The 23,553-nt window shown below is 38.9% G+C and carries 13 protein-coding genes; 9 read left to right on the top strand and 4 right to left on the bottom strand.

The genetic code is table 11. The features are described from left to right. Positions 1–15: 15 nt before the first annotated feature. Both AC0UMU_RS01645 and glmS read right to left on the bottom strand, forming a co-directional pair. A complete protein-coding gene (locus AC0UMU_RS01645) occupies positions 16–1,893 on the bottom strand; it encodes an amidophosphoribosyltransferase (RefSeq protein ID WP_278714635.1) in 1,878 nt (625 codons plus the stop codon). Between the two features lie 18 nt (positions 1,894–1,911). Then, entirely contained in the window at positions 1,912–3,756 is a 1,845-nt protein-coding gene (gene glmS / locus AC0UMU_RS01640) for a glutamine--fructose-6-phosphate transaminase (isomerizing) (protein WP_288640310.1), read from the bottom strand. Between the two features lie 601 nt (positions 3,757–4,357). Between glmS and dapF the strand changes: the two genes are divergently transcribed. Genes dapF through AC0UMU_RS01625 form a run of 3 tightly spaced genes read left to right on the top strand, consistent with a single transcriptional unit; the run spans position 4,358 to position 8,675 of the window. After that, on the top strand, positions 4,358–5,197 hold the full coding sequence (gene dapF / locus AC0UMU_RS01635) for a diaminopimelate epimerase (RefSeq protein WP_288640308.1): 840 nt from the start codon (positions 4,358–4,360) through the stop codon (positions 5,195–5,197). A gap of 21 nt (positions 5,198–5,218) precedes the next feature. After that, positions 5,219–6,448 (top strand): LL-diaminopimelate aminotransferase, encoded by a 1,230-nt coding sequence (locus AC0UMU_RS01630; protein ID WP_009317400.1) that lies wholly within the window; start codon positions 5,219–5,221, stop codon positions 6,446–6,448. A gap of 37 nt (positions 6,449–6,485) precedes the next feature. Further along, complete coding sequence (locus AC0UMU_RS01625) at positions 6,486–8,675, top strand: glutamine synthetase III family protein (protein ID WP_288640305.1); 2,190 nt, start codon at positions 6,486–6,488, stop codon at positions 8,673–8,675. A 131-nt stretch (positions 8,676–8,806) separates the two neighbouring features. Here AC0UMU_RS01625 and yidC read toward each other — a convergent pair whose 3' ends face one another. Next, complete coding sequence (gene yidC, locus AC0UMU_RS01620) at positions 8,807–10,702, bottom strand: membrane protein insertase YidC (protein WP_288640303.1); 1,896 nt, start codon at positions 10,700–10,702, stop codon at positions 8,807–8,809. A gap of 40 nt (positions 10,703–10,742) precedes the next feature. Further along, a complete protein-coding gene (locus AC0UMU_RS01615; RefSeq protein ID WP_031258088.1) occupies positions 10,743–12,353 on the bottom strand; it encodes a CTP synthase in 1,611 nt (536 codons plus the stop codon). A 261-nt stretch (positions 12,354–12,614) separates the two neighbouring features. Between AC0UMU_RS01615 and AC0UMU_RS01610 the strand changes: the two genes are divergently transcribed. The 6 genes from AC0UMU_RS01610 (at position 12,615) to AC0UMU_RS01585 (ending at position 23,550) form a co-directional block, all read left to right on the top strand. Then, positions 12,615–14,045 carry a DUF3078 domain-containing protein gene (locus AC0UMU_RS01610; RefSeq protein WP_288640300.1) on the top strand — a complete coding sequence of 477 codons (1,431 nt, stop codon included), beginning with the start codon at positions 12,615–12,617 and terminating at the stop codon, positions 14,043–14,045. A gap of 58 nt (positions 14,046–14,103) precedes the next feature. Beyond that, positions 14,104–15,882, top strand: a complete 1,779-nt coding sequence (locus tag AC0UMU_RS01605) for a trypsin-like peptidase domain-containing protein (RefSeq protein WP_288640297.1) — start codon at positions 14,104–14,106, stop codon at positions 15,880–15,882. Between the two features lie 160 nt (positions 15,883–16,042). Continuing rightward, a complete protein-coding gene (locus AC0UMU_RS01600; RefSeq protein ID WP_337929110.1) occupies positions 16,043–18,001 on the top strand; it encodes a heparinase II/III domain-containing protein in 1,959 nt (652 codons plus the stop codon). A gap of 8 nt (positions 18,002–18,009) precedes the next feature. Then, positions 18,010–19,776 (top strand): hypothetical protein, encoded by a 1,767-nt coding sequence (locus AC0UMU_RS01595; RefSeq protein WP_288640292.1) that lies wholly within the window; start codon positions 18,010–18,012, stop codon positions 19,774–19,776. Between the two features lie 216 nt (positions 19,777–19,992). Continuing rightward, positions 19,993–21,222, top strand: a complete 1,230-nt coding sequence (locus tag AC0UMU_RS01590; RefSeq protein WP_288640289.1) for a glycoside hydrolase family 99 protein — start codon at positions 19,993–19,995, stop codon at positions 21,220–21,222. A gap of 24 nt (positions 21,223–21,246) precedes the next feature. Then, the gene (locus AC0UMU_RS01585) at positions 21,247–23,550 is read left to right on the top strand and encodes a GH92 family glycosyl hydrolase (RefSeq protein ID WP_472300213.1); all 2,304 of its coding nucleotides are present in this window, start codon (positions 21,247–21,249) and stop codon (positions 23,548–23,550) included. Positions 23,551–23,553 lie beyond the last annotated feature (3 nt).

The raw sequence follows: 23,553 nt of genomic DNA, 5'->3' as shown, positions 1-23,553 counted from the left end.
TTTATAAATTCTATATTAAAATTCCTGTTCTACATAGTTAATAAAAGCCTCGTTTACCAGTTTCATTCCTCCCGGTGTAGGGTAATTCCCAGAGAAATACCAATCTCCGGGATGGCCGGGACAAGATGAGTGCAGACCTTCTAATGTTTGATAAACAATTTGCACTTCAGCTTTTGTGTCTGAAGGAGTAAGCAGTTCCGCTATCTTTCCTGAAATTTCATTAGCGGTAAAAGGCGCGTATATTTCTTTCACGTGATTGACCATTTCGGTTTTGGGTAAATTACGCTGGGCAATACATTTTTGATATACGTCGGCTATTAACTGTTTCATATTTCGTTCTTTCAATAAAGCTATTGCTGCTCTAAAAGCGATAAACTCTTTCATTCGAGACATATCTATACCGTAGTAATCAGGATATCTTACTTGTGGAGAAGATGATACGATAATGATTTTTTTAGGATGCAGCCGATCTAATATGCCTATAATACTTTGTTTGAGAGTAGTTCCTCTGACGATACTGTCATCTATGACGACCAGATTGTCTGAATAAGGCTCTACACTGCCGTATGTGATATCATATACATGTGCGGCGAGATCGTTTCGGGTATTTCCCTCGGCGATAAATGTGCGGAGTTTTATATCCTTAATAACAGCTTTTTCGAATCGGATGCGCATCGATAATATGTGTTCGAGTTCCTGTTCCGACACTCCGTTTTTTAACGTTGTAAGATATCTCTTTTTTAGTTGGTTCAGGTACACTTCGAAGCCTTCCAGCATGCCGTAGAATGCAACTTCCGCAGTATTGGGGATGAAAGAAAAGACCGTGTGATCTACGTCGTTTTTTATTGCATCGAGTAACGGTTTTACCAGATTTTTTCCTAATTGCTTACGTTCCTGGTAAATATCTTTGTCGCTGCCGCGAGAAAAATATATCCTTTCAAAGCTACAGGCATTGTTCTTTTTAGGAGAGTTGATTTGTTCCGTACGGATATTCCCTTTTTTATTTACGAATAAAGCCTGTCCCGGAAGCAATTCTTTTATAGAATCGCTTGACAGGTTAAAGGCTGTTTGTATGACCGGACGTTCCGATGCCAGTACTACGACTTCGTCATCGGCATACCAAAATGCCGGACGAATGCCCCACGGATCACGAATCGAAAAACATTCTCCGCTTCCCGTAATGCCGCAGATCACATATCCGCCATCCCATCCGGGGGTAGTTTTTTTCAGAACGTTTGCCAGATCGATTTGATCTTCTATGGCATACGTAATATCCATTCCTTCCAGGCCTTCGTTTTCACATTTTGCATATAATCTTTCGACCTCTCGGTCGAGTCTGTGTCCTACCTCTTCCAACATGATATATGTGTCGGCATATTTCCGGGGATGCTGTCCTTTAGCCGTAATTTTTTCGAATATCTCATCGACATTGGTCAGATTGAAATTACCGCACAAACTCAGATTTTTTGCTCTCCAGTTATTGCGTCTTAAAAAAGGATGTATATATGAAATCCCCGATTTTCCTGTCGTACTGTAACGGAGATGTCCCATATAGATTTCTCCGGCAAAGGGCAATACCTGTTCGGCATATTCAGCGTTGTGCAACTGTGTCTCTGTCAGAGATGCGTAATTAGAATGTACGGCCTCGAATATTTCGGTAATGGCGCTTGTTCCCAAAGCTCTTTCCCTGAACATGTATTCTTCTCCCGGATTGGCTTGGAGTTTTACGCAGGCCAATCCAGCGCCTTCTTGTCCTCGGTTGTGTTGTTTCTCCATAAGCAAATAAAGCTTATTGAGTCCGTACATCCATGTCCCGTATTTTTTTTCGTAATATTCGAGCGGTTTTAGCAAACGTATCATTGCTACTCCGCATTCATGTTTTAATTCTTCCATCTCTTTTTAGAATCATTTTTATTCTACGGTTACCGATTTTGCGAGATTCCTCGGCTGATCTACATCTTTCCCTTTGCAAATGGCAATATGGTATGCCAGTAATTGAAGAGGAATTGTCGTGATTAACGGATCGAGGCACGGTATTGTTTTCGGTAATTCGATACAAAAATCGGCAATATTTTTAATAGTTGTATCACCTTCTGTCACAAGGGCTATTACTTTCCCTTTTCGAGCTTTTATTTCTTGTATATTGCTGATTATTTTTTCATATTGGTTATTGTGCGTCGCTACGACTACAACCGGCATTTCGGTATCTATCAGGGCAATTGGTCCGTGTTTCATTTCTGCTGCCGGATAACCCTCTGCGTGGATGTATGATATTTCTTTTAATTTGAGAGCTCCTTCTAAAGCGACCGGATAATTAAATCCTCTGCCTAAGTAGATAAAATTATGTGCATAGGTAAATATTTGTGAAAGATTGGCTATGCTGTCGTTTTTTTCGAGAACCTTTTTCATCTTTTCGGGTATTGTGCTCAGCTCATGTACTACTTGTCGAAATTCTTCATTACCGATACTGTTCTTTTCTCGTGCCAAAGTAAGAGCCAACATTGTGAGAACTGTAACTTGACCGGTAAATGCTTTTGTAGAAGCAACACCGATTTCCGGTCCTACGTGTATGTACGATCCGGTATGCGTAGCTCTCGGGATAGAAGATCCGACAGCATTGCATATTCCGTATATAAATGCTCCTTTGTTTTTAGCTTCTTCGACTGCAGCTAATGTATCTGCTGTTTCTCCCGATTGAGAAATAGCAATAACGACGTCACCAGGATTGATGACGGGATTTCGATACCGGAATTCGGAAGCGTATTCGACTTCTACCGGGAAACGGCAAAATTTTTCGATGAGATATTTCCCGATAAGAGCGGCATGCCAAGATGTACCGCATGCTACGATAATAAATCTTTTTGCATGAAGCAGTTTTTCTTTATGATCGATAATGGCGGATAGTGCAATATCAGTCCCTTCTATGTTAATGCGTCCTCGCATGCAATCGTGAATACAGTCGGGCTGTTCGAATATCTCTTTAAGCATAAAGTGGGGATAACCTCCTTTTTCGAGTTGTCCGAGGTTTAATTCTATAGTATTGATTGTCGGGTTTACGGCAATATTATCTTGAGTTACGATCTTCAATTCTTGTCCGCGGTGTATTACAGCGATCTCTCCGTCTTCTAAATATACTACTTTATCGGTGTATTCTACAATGGGAGTAGCATCTGATGCGATAAAATATTCATCTTTGCCTATTCCTATCACCAACGGACTGCTTTTTCTCGCTACGATGATTTCGTCGGGATTATTTCGATTTAAGATGGCGATGGCATATGCTCCGATGACTTCATGTAAAGCAAGCTGTACCGAAGTCAGTAAGTCGAGGTTATGGGATACTTTGATATATTCAATTAATTGTACCAGAACTTCTGTATCGGTGCTGCTTTTGAATGTATATCCTTTTTCCTGTAATTTCTCTTTAAGGATTGCATAATTCTCAATGATACCGTTATGTATTATAGCCAGATTTTCAGATTCCGAATAATGAGGATGTGCATTCGCTTGACATGGCTCTCCGTGGGTAGCCCAGCGTGTGTGCGCTATTCCTATAGTTCCACTAATATCTTTTTGAGCGGCAAAAGCTTCCAAGTCTGAAACTTTCCCTTTTGTCTTATAAACATTTAATTGTTGATTATCGCTGATGAGTGCTACACCTGCACTGTCATAACCTCTGTACTCCAGCCTTTTCAAAGCTTTGATAAGAATTGGGTATGCGTTTTGAGCTCCAATATATCCTACAATTCCACACATAAATGATTGGGTTAATTTATTTCGGCACAAAGATAATTATATAAAATGACATTTTGATCTTTTATATATAAAATAATGAGCAAAAAGATACTTAAAATGAAATATGTATTTTAAAAAGTTAATTTATAATTCTGAATAGAAGAAATAAGTTATCTTACTATTTCGTTTTTGAATTCTCCTCTTTTTCATAATTTGTTATTTGTGGATTGTGTGATATTTTAATCTGTAAGATCAAATTTTTTTTAGATTAATAATGTCGAAATCATAAAAAAGAAAAGAATAGAATTTATTAATTTTGTTATTTCTATTTCCTGCGAAATCTATTCATGCAATTATCTGTTTTCTTGAATAATTTTATTCATAATCCTTTTCAATTTTTTTGTGATCAAGAAATAATATCTTATAATTATTCCATTTTGTGTGCATATAAGTAATATTTCGTAATAAATATGGTAAATGAATATCCGATTTATAATATTTCGTTTTTAAAATAGAAAAAAGTTCACATTCTTAGCAGTTATTTTTCAAAACGATATATATTTGCGAATAAATAAAGCAAAAAAGATTGTATTATTTATTTATATTGTCAAAATGATATATTATGTATCGAGTTGGATTTACTAAAATGCAAGGTGCAGGGAATGATTATATATATGTGAATACATCGGTTTTTCCGATTAGAAATCCTGAAAAATTGGCAATAAAATGGAGCAAATACCACACAGGTATAGGCAGTGACGGGTTGGTGTTGATCGGCAATTCGGATAAGGCAGATTTTAGTATGCGCATTTTTAATGCAGATGGTTCGGAGGCTAAAATGTGCGGGAACGCATCTCGGTGTGTGGGAAAATACTTGTATGACAATCATTTGACAGATAAAACGGAGCTTTTGCTTGATACTTTATCGGGCATAAAATTACTTAAATTGCAGGTTGTTGACGGAAAGGTAACTTATGTCACGGTAGATATGGGTATTCCGGAGTCAATTTATATTATGTCTGAGGGATATGCTGGTTGCATGATTGATATGCCGATAATGGTAGGGAAAAAATCCTTTAAAGCGACGGCAATATCTATGGGGAATCCTCATTTGGTGATTTTTGTTGATGATGTCGATCGAATCGAATTAGAAAAAGTGGGGTCTATGTTGGAAAATAATCCTTTGTTTCCCGATCGGATCAATGTGGAGTTTGCTCAAGTGAAAAATAAAAATTCTATTAGAATGAGGGTCTGGGAGAGGGGGTCGGGAATTACTCAGGCTTGTGGAACGGGTGCTTGTGCAACGGCAGTGGCAGGTTTTATGACAGGACGTACAGAACGAATTTCTTCCGTAAATATGGATGGCGGAGTGTTGACGATATGTTGGGATGAAGAGACCGATCATGTTTTAATGACCGGAGATGCCGTAAAAGTTTTTGACGGAGAAGTAGAAATAGATTAATTTTTTTAATGCAGAAAGAATATGGCGCTCGTAAATGAACATTTTCTGAAACTTCCGGATAGTTATTTATTTTCGGATATAGCTAAGAAAATAAATACTTTTAAGGTAACCCACCCGAAAGATAAGGTGATCTCTTTGGGGATAGGGGACGTTACACGACCTTTGCCGAAAGCTGTAATCGAAGCTATGCATAAAGCAGTAGATGAAATGGCGGTTAGGGATACATTCAGAGGATATGGTCCTGAACAGGGATACAGTTTCCTGATTGATGCAGTCATAAAAAATGACTTTGTTCCTAAAGGAATCCATTTTGAACCAGGGGAGATATTTATTAATGACGGAGCAAAAAGCGATACTGGAAACATTGGAGATATTTTGCGGCATGATAATAGTATCGGAGTAACTGATCCTATATATCCGGTATATATAGATTCTAATGTGATGTGTGGGAGGGCCGGAACGTTAGAAAATGGAAAATGGAGTAATGTGACTTATATCCCTTGTCGGAGCGAGAACGGTTTTATTCCGGAAATACCGGAGAATCGTATCGATATTCTTTATCTCTGTTATCCGAATAACCCTACCGGTACGGCACTTTCGAAACAAGAATTGAAAAAATGGGTGAATTATGCTTTGTCTAATGATACGTTGATTCTTTTTGATGCTGCTTATGAGGCTTATATACAGGATTCGGATGTTCCGCATTCTATATATGAAATTAAAGGTGCGAAAAAATGTGCTATCGAATTCCGTAGTTTTTCTAAGACAGCAGGATTTACAGGTGTCCGTTGCGGGTATACGGTCGTACCGAAAGAGGTAAGTGCCGCTACTCTTACTGGAGAACGGATTCCTTTGAATCGATTATGGAATCGAAGACAATGTACAAAATTTAATGGAACGTCCTATATTACCCAACGGGCAGCTGAAGCTGTCTATTCTGCCGAAGGACAGATGCAGGTAAAAGAGATTATTCAGTATTATATGACGAATGCTCGTATTATGAAAACCGGACTTTCCGAAACGGGTTTGGAAGTATATGGCGGGGAGAATGCTCCGTATTTATGGGTAAAAGCACCGGACGGTCTTTCTTCATGGAAATTTTTTGAGAGAATGTTGTATGAAGCGAACGTTGTCTGTACTCCGGGAGTAGGTTTCGGCCCATCCGGAGAAGGATATGCCCGTTTAACGGCATTCGGTGATCGGGATGACTGCATGGAGGCTATGTTCCGGCTAAAAAAATGGTTGCGTTGATTTATTAATTTGTAAAAACAATCAAACAATAGGTATTATGTCAACATTGAGATTTAGAGTTGTAGAAACCGCTTTTACTAAAAAAGCGGTGGATGTCGCAGTTCCGGATGAGAGACCTTCGGAATATTTCGGTAAATATGTGTTTAACCGGGCGAAGATGTTTAAATATCTTCCGGAAAAGACATATCGGAAATTGGTCGATGCAATCGACAATGGTACTCCCCTTGATCGTGAAATTGCCGATTCTGTGGCAGAAGGAATGAAAAAATGGGCTATCGAGATGGGGGCTACTCATTATACTCATTGGTTTCATCCTTTAACCGAAGGTACTGCGGAGAAGCATGATGCTTTTGTGGAGCATGACGGTAAGGGCGTTGTTGTAGAAGAATTTTCCGGAAAATTATTGATTCAGCAAGAACCGGATGCTTCGAGTTTCCCGAATGGAGGTATTCGTAATACGTTTGAGGCTCGCGGATATTCGGCTTGGGATCCTTCATCGCCTGCTTTTATTGTAGATGATACACTTTGTATTCCTACTATTTTTATAGCTTATACCGGAGAATCGTTGGACTATAAAGCTCCTTTGTTGAAAGCCTTGGATAGTGTCAATAAAGCGGCCGTAGATGTATGTCATTACTTCGACCATAATGTAAAAAAGGTCTTTGCATATTTGGGTTGGGAACAGGAATATTTTTTGGTTGATGAAGGCTTGTATGCCGCTCGTCCAGATTTATTGCTTACAGGACGTACGCTTATGGGGCATGAAAGTTCGAAAAACCAACAGTTGGAAGATCATTATTTCGGGGCTATTCCTACACGTGTAGCAGCTTTTATGAAAGATCTCGAGATAGAGAGTCTGAAGTTGGGTATTCCGGTGAAAACTCGACATAACGAGGTCGCTCCCAATCAATTTGAATTAGCTCCTATATTTGAAGAGTGTAATCTTGCAAATGACCATAATTTATTGATTATGGCTTTGATGCGGAAAATTTCTCGTCGGCACGGATTTCGAGTTTTGCTTCATGAGAAACCTTTTAAGGGTGTAAACGGATCGGGCAAGCATAATAACTGGTCTTTAGGAACTGATACCGGGGTTTTATTGATGGCTCCCGGAAAAACGGCAGAGGATAATTTGCGTTTTGTGACGTTTATTGTAAATGTTTTGATGGCGGTTTATCGTCATAACGGATTGTTAAAAGCCAGTATCTCTTCTGCTACCAATGCCCATCGTTTGGGCGCGAATGAAGCTCCTCCTGCTATTATTTCGAGTTTTTTGGGGACGCAATTGACTCAAGTACTCGATCATCTTGAAGAGAGTTCTAATGATGAATTGATTGCGTTGAGCGGGAAACACGGGATGAAGTTGGACATTCCTCAAATTCCGGAATTGTTGATTGATAATACCGACCGTAATCGGACTTCGCCTTTTGCTTTTACAGGAAATCGTTTTGAGTTCCGTGCTGTAGGCTCTGAGGCGAACTGTGCTTCAGCTATGATTGCTTTGAATACGGCTGTTGCAGAGCAATTGATAGAGTTCAAATCTGAAGTAGATGCCTTGATAGCGAAAGGTGAACCGAAAGTCTCTGCTATTTTAGATGTCGTGCGTAAATATATAAAAGAGAGTAAACCAATTCATTTTGACGGTAACGGTTATAGTGAGGAATGGAAAGCTGAGGCTCTGAAAAGAGGTCTGGATTGTGAGACCAGCGTTCCGGTTATTTTCGATAATTATCTGAAGGAGGAATCCGTTAAAATGTTCGAATCTACCGGAGTAATGACCCGTAAAGAATTGGAAGCCCGTAATGAAGTGAAATGGGAAACTTATACTAAAAAGATACAGATCGAGGCGCGTGTGTTGGGAGATCTCGCCATGAATCATATTATTCCTATTTCGACGAAATATCAATCTGAACTTATCGATAATGTTTACAAAATAAGAAGTCTTTTTTCTGAAGATAAAGCCGTTTTATTGTGTGGTAAGGATTTGGATATTATCGAGGAAATCGGACATCGGGAATTAGCGATAAAAGAGAAAGTCGAAGAGATGATCGAAGCACGTAAAAAGGCTAATAAAATTGCCGATGAAAGAGAAAAGGCGATAGCATACCATGATACGGTAGCACCCAAGTTTGATGAAATCCGTTATCATATCGATAAACTTGAACTGATCGTGGATGACCAAATGTGGACTTTGCCGAAATATCGGGAGTTGCTTTTTATTCGTTAGAAAAAATAAGGATGTTCAATTTATTGGAGATGCCTTTCGGAAGAGGTATTTCTTATAGGATTAAAATAAATGAAAAAGAAACGGTCGAGAATAATCTCTTTCCGACCGTTTCTTTTCTATATAGACGGATTTTATCTCCGTTTATTTTTTTGTTGTTGTCTCAAAGCTGCTTGTTGTTGTCGTTGAGCCTCTTCCAGACGAGCCATAAATCCTGATTTCTTGCGAGGTTTTTTCTGATTTTCTTTAAGTTGTGCAAGAACTTTTTCTTCATTGATACATTTACGGAATATGTAGGTCTGGATAATTGTGATCAATGTAGAAACAAAATAATAGTAACTCAACCCTGAAGCGTAGTTATTGAAAATGAACAAGAACATTAAGGGCATGAGATACATCATGACTTTCATACCCGGCATTTGCTGGCTTCCGCCGGTATTGTCCATATTGATCTTTGTATATAAAATATTCGTAATAGTCATTAACAGACAGAACAAACTGATATGATTTCCGAAATACGGAGTAATCAAGGGTATATAGGCATCCCAACTGAATATGGCATCATAAGATGATAAATCTTGAGCCCAAAGGAATGATTGTTGTCTTAATTCGATAGATGAAGGGAAGAATGCAAACATTGCTAATAAAATCGGCATCTGCAATAACATAGGCAAACATCCGCTCATCGGATTGATTCCTGCTTTGCTGTACAAGTCCATTGTCGCTCTTTGACGATCTATAGCTTTGTCTTGTCCCGGATATTTGGCGTTTATTTCTTCGATCTGAGGACGCAATACCCGCATACGGGCGCTGGACATGTAGGATTTAAATGTAAGCGGAGCTAAGAATATTTTGATGATGATTGTCATCAATAGAATGATGATTCCGTAATTTGCAATGTATTTTCCTAAGAAAGTAAATATGGGTATGATTATCCATGTGTTGATCCATCGGAAAAATTTAAATCCCAGCGGTACAAGTTTATCCAGATCGAGGGCTTTGTCATCATCGACGCCTTTGTCATAGCTGTGTAATAGAGGATAAAGGTTAGGTCCTAAATAAAAACGAAATCCCGGTCCGTTATTATCCGCCGGATTATAATCCACTGTCGTTTCTGTATGGAAGTTTTTCAAATATGCCGGATCATTATTCATTCCTGAACGAATGAGAGCACCATTGAATTTTCCGTCAGGTATCAGAGCTGATGAGAAAAACTGATTCTTATATCCGATCCATTTAAGTCCTAACGAAATGGTCTCCTGTTCATCTTTAGATTCACTCAAATGGTCGACGTCCGAACCTACGAATTTATAATATAATGCACTATTTCTTTCTTCGAACATGCGCCCTTTTTCCTGGCTGCGCAGGTTCTGATTCCAGAATAAATCCAGACTTGCCGTATTACCGGGAAGAATAGTTTCCATTCCTTTTTGGCGGATATCCATTTTGACCATATAACTGTCTTCCGGTAAAGTATAGACAAGATCAAAGAATTTGCCATTACCGAAATCGAGCCGCATCGTTACAGATTTTTCGTCTTTTCCTGCAATAGGTTTAAAGAAAAGATCGGTCGTGTTTACAATACGCCCTCCGGTCTTGAAAATAAATCCGTATTCGTTATCCTTTTCGTCGAAAAGAGTAAGAGGCAGCGAGTCATGAGTCTTGTATTTGTTTAAAGTAGCTTCGGTTAAAGCTCCTCCTTTACTTGAGAATGAGAGAGATACAAGATCGTTTTTCAGATTTATTTTTTCATTTTCTCCTGTCGTAAAGTCCGAAAAGATTCCGAACGCTTCTTTCATTTGTACTTGACGAAGAGAATCCTCGTTTAGAACGGTGATAGTCGAATCTGCATTACCGGCTACCATTTGGCTTTGTTGTATCTCTTCCAGTTTTTTCTGTTCAACCTGAGCAATGGAGTCGTTTCTGCGTTGAAGTTCTTGCAATTGTTCGGGTGTAGGTTTTGTAAACCACGAATAGCCGAAAAGAACGGCAGCGATAAGAACAAAACCAATAATCGTATTTTTATCCATATATATGTATGATCGTTTTTATTCTTTTCCGGTTTCCGGATTATTTCTTGTTTTTAATGACAGCTTTAATAAAATCTATGAAGAGAGGATTAGGACGTAATACCGTACTGTTATATTCAGGATGGTATTGTACTCCTATAAACCATGAAAGAGAAGGTATTTCTACAACCTCTACAAGGTGTGTTTCCGGGTTTTCCCCAACACATTTCATCCCTGCCGCTTCAAATTCAGCACGATAATCACTATTAAACTCGAAACGGTGACGATGACGTTCTTTAATATGAGTCGATTGATAGGCTTTGGCAGTTTTCGAATCCGGATCAAGTACGCAATCATATTCGCCTAAACGCATGGTCCCGCCCATGTTAGAAACGCTTTTTTGGCTTTCCATCAAATCGATTACGTTATGTTTGGTACTTACTTCCATCTCTGTCGAGTTGGCATCGGCATAGCCCAATACGTTTCTTGCAAATTCGATTACCATACATTGCATGCCTAAACAGATACCGAATGTGGGTACATCATGTTCGCGGGCATATTTTATAGCGGTGAATTTACCTTCGATACCTCTTTGTCCGAATCCCGGAGCGATGAGAAGCCCGTCCATAGAACCGAGCAATTCTTCAACGTTGGACTCGTTTAATTTTTCTGAATGAATAAGTTGCAGATCCAATTTACGGTCGTTGTATGTTGCTGCTTGAAATAGAGCTTCATCGATCGATTTGTATGCGTCTTGCAATTCAACATATTTCCCGACCAATCCGATGCGAACACTTTCTTTAGCATTCTTCACGCGGGCAAGAAATTCTTTCCACGGTTTCAGCTCGGGGGTCGATCCGACAGGCATGCCGGTCTTGGTCAGTACTATTTCATCCAGTTTTTGTTGTTGCATTTTTAATGGAACTTCATAAATAGAAGGTACGTCGATAGACTGTATAACAGCTTCCGGTGCTACATTACAGAATAATGCTACTTTACGGCGAATCTCATTGCTTAGTTCGTGTTCTGTTCGTAAAACCAGAATATCCGGTTGTATCCCTACTTCCTGTAACTGCTTTACAGAATGTTGAGTCGGTTTTGTCTTTACCTCTTTTGCCGCAGCAATAAAAGGAACGTAAGTCAAATGGATGCAAAGACAGCTTTTACCGAGTTCCCATTTTAGTTGGCGGACACTTTCAAGAAAAGGAAGAGATTCTATATCTCCGACAGTACCGCCGATTTCGGTGATAACGAAATCGAATTCGTTCTTAGTTCCCAGTAATTTTACGTTTCTCTTTATCTCATCGGTAATATGCGGTATGATTTGTACCGTTTTACCTAAATAATCACCGCGTCTTTCTTTATTAATGACATTTTGGTAAATACGTCCCGTAGTGATATTGTTCGCACGAGTCGTACGAATATTGGTAAACCGTTCGTAGTGGCCTAAATCGAGATCGGCTTCATGTCCATCTACTGTAACGTAACATTCCCCATGTTCATAAGGATTTAATGTCCCCGGATCAATGTTTATATACGGGTCGAACTTTTGAATGGTAACATTATAGCCTCTGGCTTGAAGCAATTTGGCGAGAGATGCTGAGATAATGCCTTTCCCTAAAGAAGAAACAACTCCGCCTGTAACGAAAATATACTTTGTATCCACTACTATATGATATTTAATACATTAATTTATGTGCAGATGATTTTTCAAAACGCAAAAGTAGAAAAAAAACTTCAGATTTACGGGAAAACTGTTTTTAATTAATTATCAATTAACAATATTCTTTTGAGGCTTTCCGCATTTCGTTTTTTGTAATTATGAAATATGTATTTAACTATAAAATAATTACATTTGCAAAATATTGCTGTGCCGGTCTTGTTTTGGAGAGCAAAAGGTTCGGCAAATAGATCTTATTTAAAAGACTGGAATATGTTTTTAAAATTTTGCCGGAGTACGGTTCTTTCATTAATGTGCCTTGTTTATTTTATAGCTGCTTCTGCTGCTAACGATTCGGTTTTTCAGGTTAGCGCATTTTCTCAACGACATTTGCCGGATTCGGTTACTGTTGAACAGTCCGATTCATTACAGGGCAAACAGAGTATGTTGTTGCAGTTGATATCTACAGACTCTATTTCTTTGACTCCGGAGGTACAGGAGGCTTTGGATATGGTATTGTTCCCGGATAGTATAGTTCAGGATGACGAAATGTCATTGTTGGATTCTCCTTATTTTTTGCCGATTATTTTTGATCGGTATAAAAATCCGGATTCGCTAAATGTATTTATTCCGTTCAAAAAAACATATTCATCGTTCAAACCTTTTTCCTATACTTTTAAAGAACCCGAATGGTTGATGCGGGTTAAAGGGTTGCAAACCATGAGGGAGAGAGGTCGCTTCTGGGTGATTATAAATCATCCGGAATGTGTAAAATATAATACGGATAATTTGCCGGAAGTTCCTAAAGTTAAAGTAATGGAAACTTCTCCGAGAAAAAATCTGTTGAAATTGGAGGATATGACGGTTTCGGTATCTCAGTCATCTATAAATGCCGGAGAAAGAAAATTGAAACATTGGATTTCAGGACTCCAAAGCTCTATTCAGTTTTCTCAAGTACATATTTCAGAAAATTGGTATCAAGGTGGAGAAAGTAATTTAAATATTGTCAGCAATCAGGTATATACGTTGAAGTTCGATGATTATGACTGGATGATTTTTGAAAATACGGTTCAGTGGAAAGTAAACGTTAATAGTGCTCCGGAAGATACTATACGAAAAATAAGAATAAGCGAAGATCTCTTCCAGATTAATTCAAAGTTCGGTTTTAAAGCCTTTAAAAGTTGGTATTATACTGCTACACTATTTTTTAAAACACAGTTGTTTGATAATTATAAGGCCAATACAACCGAAAAATTAGCGGAATTCCTTTCTCCTGGAGAGTTTAATGCCGGTCTCGGTATGTCATACAATTATAAACAAGAGAAGTGGAAGTTTGAGTCATCGGTAGTATTATCTCCGTTTTCTTATAATTTGAAATTTGTAGCGAACGATCGAGATATAAATCCGGCCAATTCCGGTATTAATGCGGGTAATACGCTCAATCAGTTCGGTTCTTCTTTCGAGGTAACCGTTAAATGGGAATTTTACAGAAATATGAAATGGAGCTCAAGACTATTCTATTTTACTAATTATGAGCAAATTCAATCTGATTTTGAAAATAGTTTTGATTTCATTCTGAATCGTTTTTTCTCAACTCGTCTTTTCCTTCACTTAAGGTATGATGATGCCCGGGAGAAAAAAGACCGTAAGACTCATTTCCAATTTAAAGAATTGCTGAGTTTCGGCTTCAATTATAGCTTTTAATTGATTTTTCACCTTTTTTAAACAGTATGGTTCGTGTTTTTATAGATTCTTTAAAACCATGAAAAAATATATCTCTTTATTTGTTTTGCTGATGTCACTAATTTTATCTGTATCTGCAAAGTCGGATAAAAAAGATGAACCTGTTAAAAAGTGGTATAAGCAGAGTTATTGTGTCGAAGGTTATACAGAGGAAGAAGCCCGGCTTTTACATAATTCCAGAGAAATAGACCCGATAGAGGGAATTTGGCAAAATTATAATGGAGAACGATGGTCTATAGAACGTTTTACGGATCAGAATATACCGGAACAGTTTAAGTATCGAATAGTCAAGGTTAAAACTTTTAAGTATTTGACGCCGGGAATGGTTGACGGATTTTTAGAATTGACGGCGGATAAAGGAACTTTTAATCTTGTGGTGTGCCACAGATACGGTAAAGTCAGATATATAAATCATATAGCGACGTTGCTATATCGTAATCGTCTCGATATAGAAGGCTGGTTATGGAATTTCAGACTTATGAAAGTTTATCCTACTTCTGAGTCGAAATCGGCAGAGGATTCTTATACCGGGACGGGAAGCGGTTTTGCTCTTTCTTCTGACGGGTATATCGCTACTTGCAATCATGTAACAGAAGATGCAAAGCATATTCAGGTGACAGGAATCAACGGTGATTTTACTCGTTTTTATAATGCTCAAGTCATTCTTTCCGATCCCATGACAGATCTTTCTGTTATAAAAATCAATGATCCTGAGTTTAAGACTTTGGGGGAGGTAAATTATGATTTACGGACAGATGTCCCTGTCGAAGGAGAACCTTGTTATGCAATAGGATATCCACGTGCGGATCTTTTGGGGGATAATGTGAAGGTGACGAATGGGATCATCAGTGCTGTGAATGCAGGAAAAGCCGGACCTGTCTTTTGCCAGATATCCGTTCCGGTGACCTACGGAAACAGCGGAGGACCTCTGATCGATGGTAATGGAAATGTTTTGGGTATAATTTCTGCCGGTTATGGAGATAAAGCCGGGTATATGGCAAATCTTGCCGTGAAGGCATCTTATCTTAAATTGTTGTTGGAGAGTGATCCTGTTTTAAGAAAGTTGACTTTTAAACCTATACTTGTAAAAAGGTCGTTGACTGAGATTGTCAGGCAGGTGAAAGATAATGTATATTTAATAAAAGTCAGCAATAGTGAGCCTGAAAGTTCTAAAAATAATATAGTTACCGATAAATCGATAAATTCGATACCTCGTCCGGAATTACAGGATAATGGCAATCGTGTTTCTGTCCTGAATGAAGTGAAAGAGAAACACTGTTCAGGAAATTATGAAGACGCGGTGAATATCCTTTCCGAAGAATTGCAAAAAGACTCTCTTTGGGCTGATGCTTATTATTTCAGAGCTTTATGTTATTCTGCACTGGGACGGCAAAATGAGGCGATTCTTGATTATGATTCTGTTTTGAAATATCATAAAGGAAAAAGTACAAACTATTCTTTGTCGGAAATATACCAGAATAAATCTATTTGTCAGGCATTTGTCGGAGCGTACAATGGTGCGTTGGAAACCATAGATAAAGCAATTATAGCAGATGAGTCTGATGCAAAAAGTTATGAAGTTCGGGGCTGTATTTATTATTATTTGAGAGATTATGGGAAATGTATCGATGATCTTACTCGTACAATTGAAAAAGGAAACAGAATAACGACTGCTTATTATTTCAGGGCCTTGGCTAAGTTTGCTTTAAAAGACTTTGTCGGGGCTCGGTCGGATATGGAGCAGGCAGCTTCAATGGGTGATGAGGATGCCGCACAGTGGTTAGAAAGATACCGGTAAAAATTTATTTTAAAATTATCTTGGAAAACTTAGATATACTCTTATCTCTGATTTTTTTTCGTATTACTTGATATATTAATTGTTTTTTGCGTGAATTTTAAGCACTTTTTAATGTGTCGGTTTTTTCTTTGCAATAAAGTTTAATGCAAAGAAATATCTTATGAAACACACATCACTAAAAAGCCTTTTGTTTCTTTTTGTTTTTGTCTTAGCCGTATTACCTGTATTTGCGGATGGACGATCATATTATTGTTATTCTCCGGATGACATCATTCAAATTCGAAAATCTGCGCAGACTTCATGGGGGAGGAAGATTCTTGACCGGATTAAAACGGATATAGCTGAACGTCGTTCCCATGATCTTACAGTTCCCGTTGTCGAAGGAGGACATATTCATCATTATTATTGTGATAAAGACGGTCAGCGGTTGACTTTTGACTGGGATAAGCCTCATGCGCACTATTGCTCGGCTTGTAAAACGACTTATACCCATGTAAACCGTTTTGATTGGGCTTGGATTTATATGGTACACCGTAAAAATCAAGAGTATCTGCAAGCTTGTATGTATGCTTATATGGCTACGGGAGATTTACTGTATGTTGATTATATCAAAGATATGTTGCTCGATTATGCATCGAAATATGCAGCATATAAAGAGTATAATGCTGCTCGGGTTATTAGTGACGAACATAGCGGCAAGGCTTTTGCGCAAAGTTTAGATGAAGCGACTTGGGCTACCTATGCACTTCCGTCCTACACGGTTATAAAGAAATATCTGACACAAGAAGAGATCGGTAAGATAGAAAGCGGACTTTTGCGTCCTTGCGCTGAATTATTGCTTAATCGCCCTGCCGGGGCAAATTGGCAGATGTGGCATAATAGCGGTCTTGCGGTTTTGGGAGTTGCTTTAGAGGATGACTCTATTATCGACGTTGCTATGAATGATCCGGTAAGGGGATATTATGCTTTGATGAAAAAGCATTTAAAACCCGATGGGTGGATAGATGAAGGTTCTCCTAATTATCATTATTTCCCGTTACAAGCTTTAATTCATACGGCAGATGTCATGCGCTGTCGTGGAATAAATTTGTATAATGAGGATATGAGGAAGATGTTTGTTGCTCCGATTAAGGGAACTTACCCCGATTTAAGCTATCCTGCACATAGTGACGGTTGGTATGGTGCGAGTGTTTTGAGCGAGTTGCCTATTCATGAACTGGCTTTCGCCCGTTTAAAAGACCCGGTTATTGAAACTGTCTTGGAACATGCTTACGGAATGACAGATCGAACGGCATATGAATCGTTGCTTACGGGGCAGGATATAAAGCCTGTTAAAGAACCGATGATACAACCGAGTTATTGTTACCCGCAATCCGGGTTTCTTTGTTTGCGAAGCGGAGCTGTTTCTTCGGTATTAAAATTCGGTGGTCGGGGAATAGGGCACGGACATCCCGATAAATTATCTATAACGATACATAACGGAGAAAAAGAACTGATTTCTGATTTCGGTACGTGTGCTTACGGACTTAAATTGTATTTAGATTGGTATCGAAACTCGTTGCCTCATAATATGGTAACCGTAGATTATAAGGACCAGAATCGCAAGGCTTTAGGAAAATTGATCAGCTATGAGGCTACTCCAAACGGAGGTCGGGCAGAAGCTGAGTGTACGACAGCTTATTCAGGAGTGAGAATGTTACGGAAGATGAATCTGGAGGGAAATATCTTGGATGATACGTTTGACTGTGCTTCAGATTCTGTACATGTGTATGAGTATGTACTTTTATTCAATGAAAAGCCTGTATTTAAAGCCGGAAAGGGACAGTCTGTCGTGTTGGATGAGTCGAAAGTACATTCGCAGATTAAAAATGTAAAGAAATATAAAGTCGGTAAAAAAGTTTCATTTAAAACTCCTTCGGGAGATCTGCTCTTGAAGTTATCGGAAGCGCCGGTTAAGGAGCTGTTGGTTGGTGAAGCTCCCGGAATACCTGCGTTGAAACTTGCAGAAGAGGGAACAGGAGCTCAGTTATGTTATCCTGTCATTGTTCGTTTACAAGGATCGAAGAATATGCGGATAAGTGCGAGATGGACGATATTTAATGCGAATACTAATAAATAACACACACAATGAAAAAATGTAAATTTATTTATCTGGCAATGTTGGGAGTTTTTGCTGTTTCTACAGCACAGGCTTTGCCGTATGACCAGAAGTACTGGAATCAGAAATTACAGATCGAACCGTTTCGTCTGCCTTTGCCTCCGGTAGGTTATCAGGTAGAGTATATCGATTTAAATGGAGATGGAAAGCCTGACGCGATTAAATCCGTTACGGTAAACGATACTCCTATTCTTTGGTTAGATGACGACGGTAACATGAAAGAAGGGGATATTGAGGGAGATATGATCAATGATTGTTTGTTGATTGACCGTAATAAAGATGGAATTTATGGTGGACAAGGGGACTTGATTATCGATTGGGTCGATACGGATGATGACGGTAAAGCAGATATGCAGATCGTAATCGAATATCCGAAAAAAAATACCGGAGAAGTCTGGCCGAACGGGCATTATATGATTATGCGTGATTTGGATAAAGATAATATTTTCAATTATATTAATTGGAATGATTTTAGTTTGCGCTGTTGGGATAAAAACGGAGTTTGCGATTTTTATGAAGATTATAGCGGTCAGACGATGTTCATGAAAATTCATACATCTACTTATGACATTAAAGATTTACGTTTGAATTGGGAAAATCCGTTTTTGTTTTATGATGAAGATGGCGATGGTCTGACCGAAATGGCTATACGGTTTGTCGATTCTCCTAAAATAAAAGATAGAAGCAAACCTTCGAATAGTTATGTAAACCGTCAGTTGGAAGGACGTATCGATTGGGTTTCTATGGCTGTCGATTTGGATAACGACAATGGTCCTGGTAACGAATTTGATTTTGATTTTACAATAGGTTTTCAAGGTAAAGGTTTCGATTACACTGATCAGGTACATAAAGTTAATAATTTGCGAGGCATGCCTGAGGCGGATAAATTTTTCATGGATCCTCGTTACCGTCAATTGACAGAATTTTTGTATCCCGACCATAAAAGTGCTAAAGAGATGATCTTTAAAAGAGGAGAGTGGTCGAGAGTTAATTTTGTATATGACGAAGACGATGATTGCGGACGTTGGGAGCGAGTAGAATTTTATGATCCGTTAGATCCGTTCAAAATCGGCTGGAAAAATGGCGGTATTGATAATAATAAACAGTCTGATGCTGCCGGAGACCGGGGAGAATGGGATATGGATAATTCGGGAAAAGGTAAATTATATGTAGGTAAGTTCGACGGTCGTTTACATTTATATGGAGCTGAATGGGGTTGCTGGCGCATAGACCAGAATGCCAATTATTATCAAGGCTGGGATCGTATGTGGATGGGTATGGACCGGCAGCCCGGAAAATTCGGTACTGTAAAATATACCGATAAAGATGACAACGGCTTTTTCGATTATATTGAATATGATCTTGACGGAGATAAAAAGTTCGAGATGACGATAGATTTAAAGGCACTGGGGCTGGATGATCGCTGTGAGTTGATCGATATTTCTATATTCAAATATAAAGATTATACTTCTATGATGAAGAAAATGTCTAAATCGATGTGGAAAAATGCAATGACTGCCGTTCAAGTTGCGCATAAATATAATGTACAGACATTGTGGTATGCTAAATTGATGCAGGCGCTTTCTGTCCGTCAGCAATACAATAACGGTTATTGGTTGCAGTTCTATATCTATAAAGATCTTGAACACACTTTTATGCAGAAAGGAGATCAGGAAAAATTAAAACAGTTGACTGTCGCATATTATTCGGGAAATTGGAAATCGATGCTGAAGTAATATAGCGACATAGACTGTGATCGAGTAAGAATATCCGTTGACAGGGGTAGAAAATCTTTGTCAGCGGATATTTTTTTTGAGAAAATGAAGTTAAAAGGTCAATTGTACACTTTTTTAAGAATTTATTTATCGGCTTATTAAGTAAAAATTAATAATGGGGTTTTTACTTTGTTTTCGTAATCGATAAAGAAAAAGGAATATTAAAAGCATATACGCATGAAGAACAAGAATCGTTTATTTTTCGTGATTATAATGATCTTTCCGTTTATCATGATCTCTGCGAAAAATACAAAATATAATTCATATAAGGGGCTGATAATGGCAGGCTACCAAGGTTGGTTCAATGCTCCCGATGACGGTGCGGGACGGGGCTGGTATCATTATTCAGGACCGAAAGGACGTTTTGAACCGGGATGTTGTACTATCGATATGTGGCCTGATGTACGGGAATATAAGAAAGTCTATAAGACGAAGTTTGTTTTTGATGACGGTACTCCGGCTTATACATTCAGTTCGCATGACCCTTCTACGGTAGATACCCATTTTCGTTGGATGAAAGAGTATGGTTTAAGTGGAGTATTCATGCAACGATTTGTCAATGAAGTAAAAGGAAAGAGTGGAAAAATGCATTTTAATAAAGTTCTTGCTTCTGCTGTTTCTTCTGCCCGAAAATATGACAGGGCGATTTGCATAATGTATGATCTGAGCGGAATGAAAAAGACCGATGTCGATTTTATACTTTCGGATTTGGATGAGCTGGATAGTACTTATAAGTTTAAGAAAAGAAAAAAAGTGCCGACCTATCTTTTCCATAATAAAAAACCGTTGGTAGCTGTTTGGGGAGTGGGATTCCCCGGCCGTTCTTATGATGTGGAGGATGCTGCAAAATTGGTGAAAGAAATCCGGAAACGGGGATATAGCGTTATGCTGGGGACTCCGGCAAGGTGGCTTCCCAAAGAAGGAAAAACTCCTTCTGCAAGTCAAGTCGAATTATTGGATTTGATTAAAGAATGCGATATCGTAATGCCTTGGTTTGTGGGATGGTATAATGATAAGGTGTATCTGAATATGCAGCCGATTATAGCGGAACATTTAGATTGGTGTAATAAAAATGGGGTTGATTATGCACCATTGGCTTTTCCCGGTTTTTCTTGGAAAAATATGTACGGTCCTAATACTACTCAAATACCGAGAAATAAAGGTGATTTTTTCTGGGCACAGTTATCCGGAGCTATTTCTATGGGTGCAGAGATGTTGTATATAGCTATGTTCGATGAAATAGACGAGGGAACTGCGATATTTAAATGCGCTACCCGTGTCCCGGAATCGTTTGTGCCGATAGAAGAGGGATTGCAAAGCGATCATTATTTATGGTTGGTAGGGGAAGCCGGGAAAATGTTGAGGAAAGAGATACCGTTGAGTATATTCCAACCTGTTAGAAAATAATCGCAGAATTAATTAAGAATAGTTATGAAGAATATGAAATTAATAGGGTGTCATCTGGCAGCAGTTATTGTTTTTTCAGGATTGTTTTTTTCTTGTTCGCAAACTCATGTTGTCAAAGAGTATGTAGATTATGTTAATGTATTCATCGGGACAGGTGGGCACGGCCACACCTATCCCGGTGCTACGTTGCCTCACGGTATGGTGCAGTTGAGCCCTGATACGCGATTGTTCGGGTGGGACGGCTGTCCCGGATATTATTATGCCGATAGCTCTATAATCGGGTTCAGTCATACGCATTTGAGCGGTACGGGAATCGGAGATTACGGGGACATACTGATGATGCCTACTTCCGGAGAAAATAAATTTATGGTATCAGGAAATGCGGAAGATCCTGATTCAGGCTATCGTTCTCGTTTTTCTCATAAAGAAGAAGAGGCTGTTCCGGGATATTACAAAGTTCGGTTGTCCGATTATGATATTACCGCTGAGTTGACTGCTGCCCTGAGAACAGGTTTTCATCGTTATACATATCCGGAAGGTAAAGCTGCCAATTTGATTATAGATATGGAGCCTACGATTCATGGTCATCAACATCCGGTTACGGAAATACGGATTGTAAATGATTCTACTGTTTCGGGAATGAAATATACGACGGGATGGGCAAAAAATCATTATGTTTATTTTTATGCAGAGTTTTCAAGACCGTTTACTCATACGTTGTATTCGGGAGATACATTAATTGAGGGAAATCTCGTGAAAGCGAAAACGGCAAAGGCGTTGTTGACTTTTATTCCTGAGGAGGCAAAAAAAGAGGTTCTGGTTAAAGTCGGCATTTCTTCTGTCGATTGTGAAGGTGCGAAGAAAAATATGAAGGCTGATATTTCGGGATGGGATTTTGATAAAACCGTAGCGGATGCCCGTAAAATATGGAATAACGAACTTTCGGTTATCGATGTCAAGACCGATGATGCTGAACAAAGGGAAATTTTCTATACAGCCTTATATCATACGGCCATATCGCCTTGTATCGCTTCTGATGTTGACGGACGTTACCGGACAATGGGACACACGATCGTACAAGACACTTCTTATACGAATTATACTCTTTTTTCTTTGTGGGATACTTTCCGGGCATTGCATCCGTTATATACGGTGATTCGTCCCGATATTAATCAGGCATTTATCCGGACTTTCTTAAGAAAATACGATGAGAGCGGCGTACTTCCCAAATGGGAACTGGCTTCGAACGAAACCGGTACGATGATCGGTTATCATGCCGTATCGGTAATTGCCGATGCTTTTTTCAAGAATCAACGTAATTTTGACGTAAATAAAGCTTTGTCGGCATGTGTCCGTTCATCTACTTATGATACGACGGGTATTACACCTATGATGCCGGCTTCTATTGTTGCTCGTATTATGCCTTTGGAATTAAAGTATAAAAACGAATTAGGTTATGTACCGGCCGATCGTTGCGGAAGATCGGTCTCGCAAGGTATAGAGTTTGCATATAATGACTGGTTGATCGCGCAGATGGCAGAGGCTTTGGATCAGAAAGATATAGCTGATACTTATACAAAAAGAGGAGAATATTGGAAAAACTACGTTGATCCTGAGACCCGTTTGATGAGAGGTCGCAATATGAATGGTTCATGGGTAACGCCTTTTGATCCGAGAGCGGCTTTTAAGGGTTCTTGCTATGTAGAGGGGAATGCGTGGCAGTGGAGTTGGTTTATTCCTCAAGATGTCCCCGGATTGATCGAAGAAATGGGAGGAAAGGATGCTTTTGTTGCCAAGTTGGATTCTATGTTTTCAATGTCCTCGGAGTTGACCGGAGATGCCGGTGCAGCTCTCGATGTTACAGGAATGATAGGACAATATGCACATGGAAATGAACCCAGTCATCATATCCCTTATCTTTATAATTATGTAGATGAAGCATGGAAGACCCAGGCTTTGGTCGATTCTATTCTTTGTACTTTATATCACGATGATCCGGATGGAATTTCGGGAAATGAAGATTGTGGTCAAATGTCGGCTTGGTATGTCCTTAATTCCATGGGATTTTATTCTTTCTGTCCGGGTATTCCGGTTTATGAGATCGGCCGTCCGTTGTTTGACGAAGTTACGGTGCGATTGTCCGGGGATAAGACATTTGTAGTAAAAGCATTAAATAACAGTAAAGAAAATAAGTATGTCCAGTCTGTAAAATGGAACGGTTTACCGTTATCCGAACCTCGTTTTTCTCATCAAATGCTTGCCAGTGGGGGAGTATTGGAGTTTGAAATGGGGAAAGAACCTAACAAGGAATTATTTAAAACGTATTAATTT

It is taken from the genome of Coprobacter fastidiosus (assembly GCF_982245605.1).
Note: the sequence above shows the minus strand (reverse complement) of the source record. Positions and strands in the feature narration are given on the sequence as shown.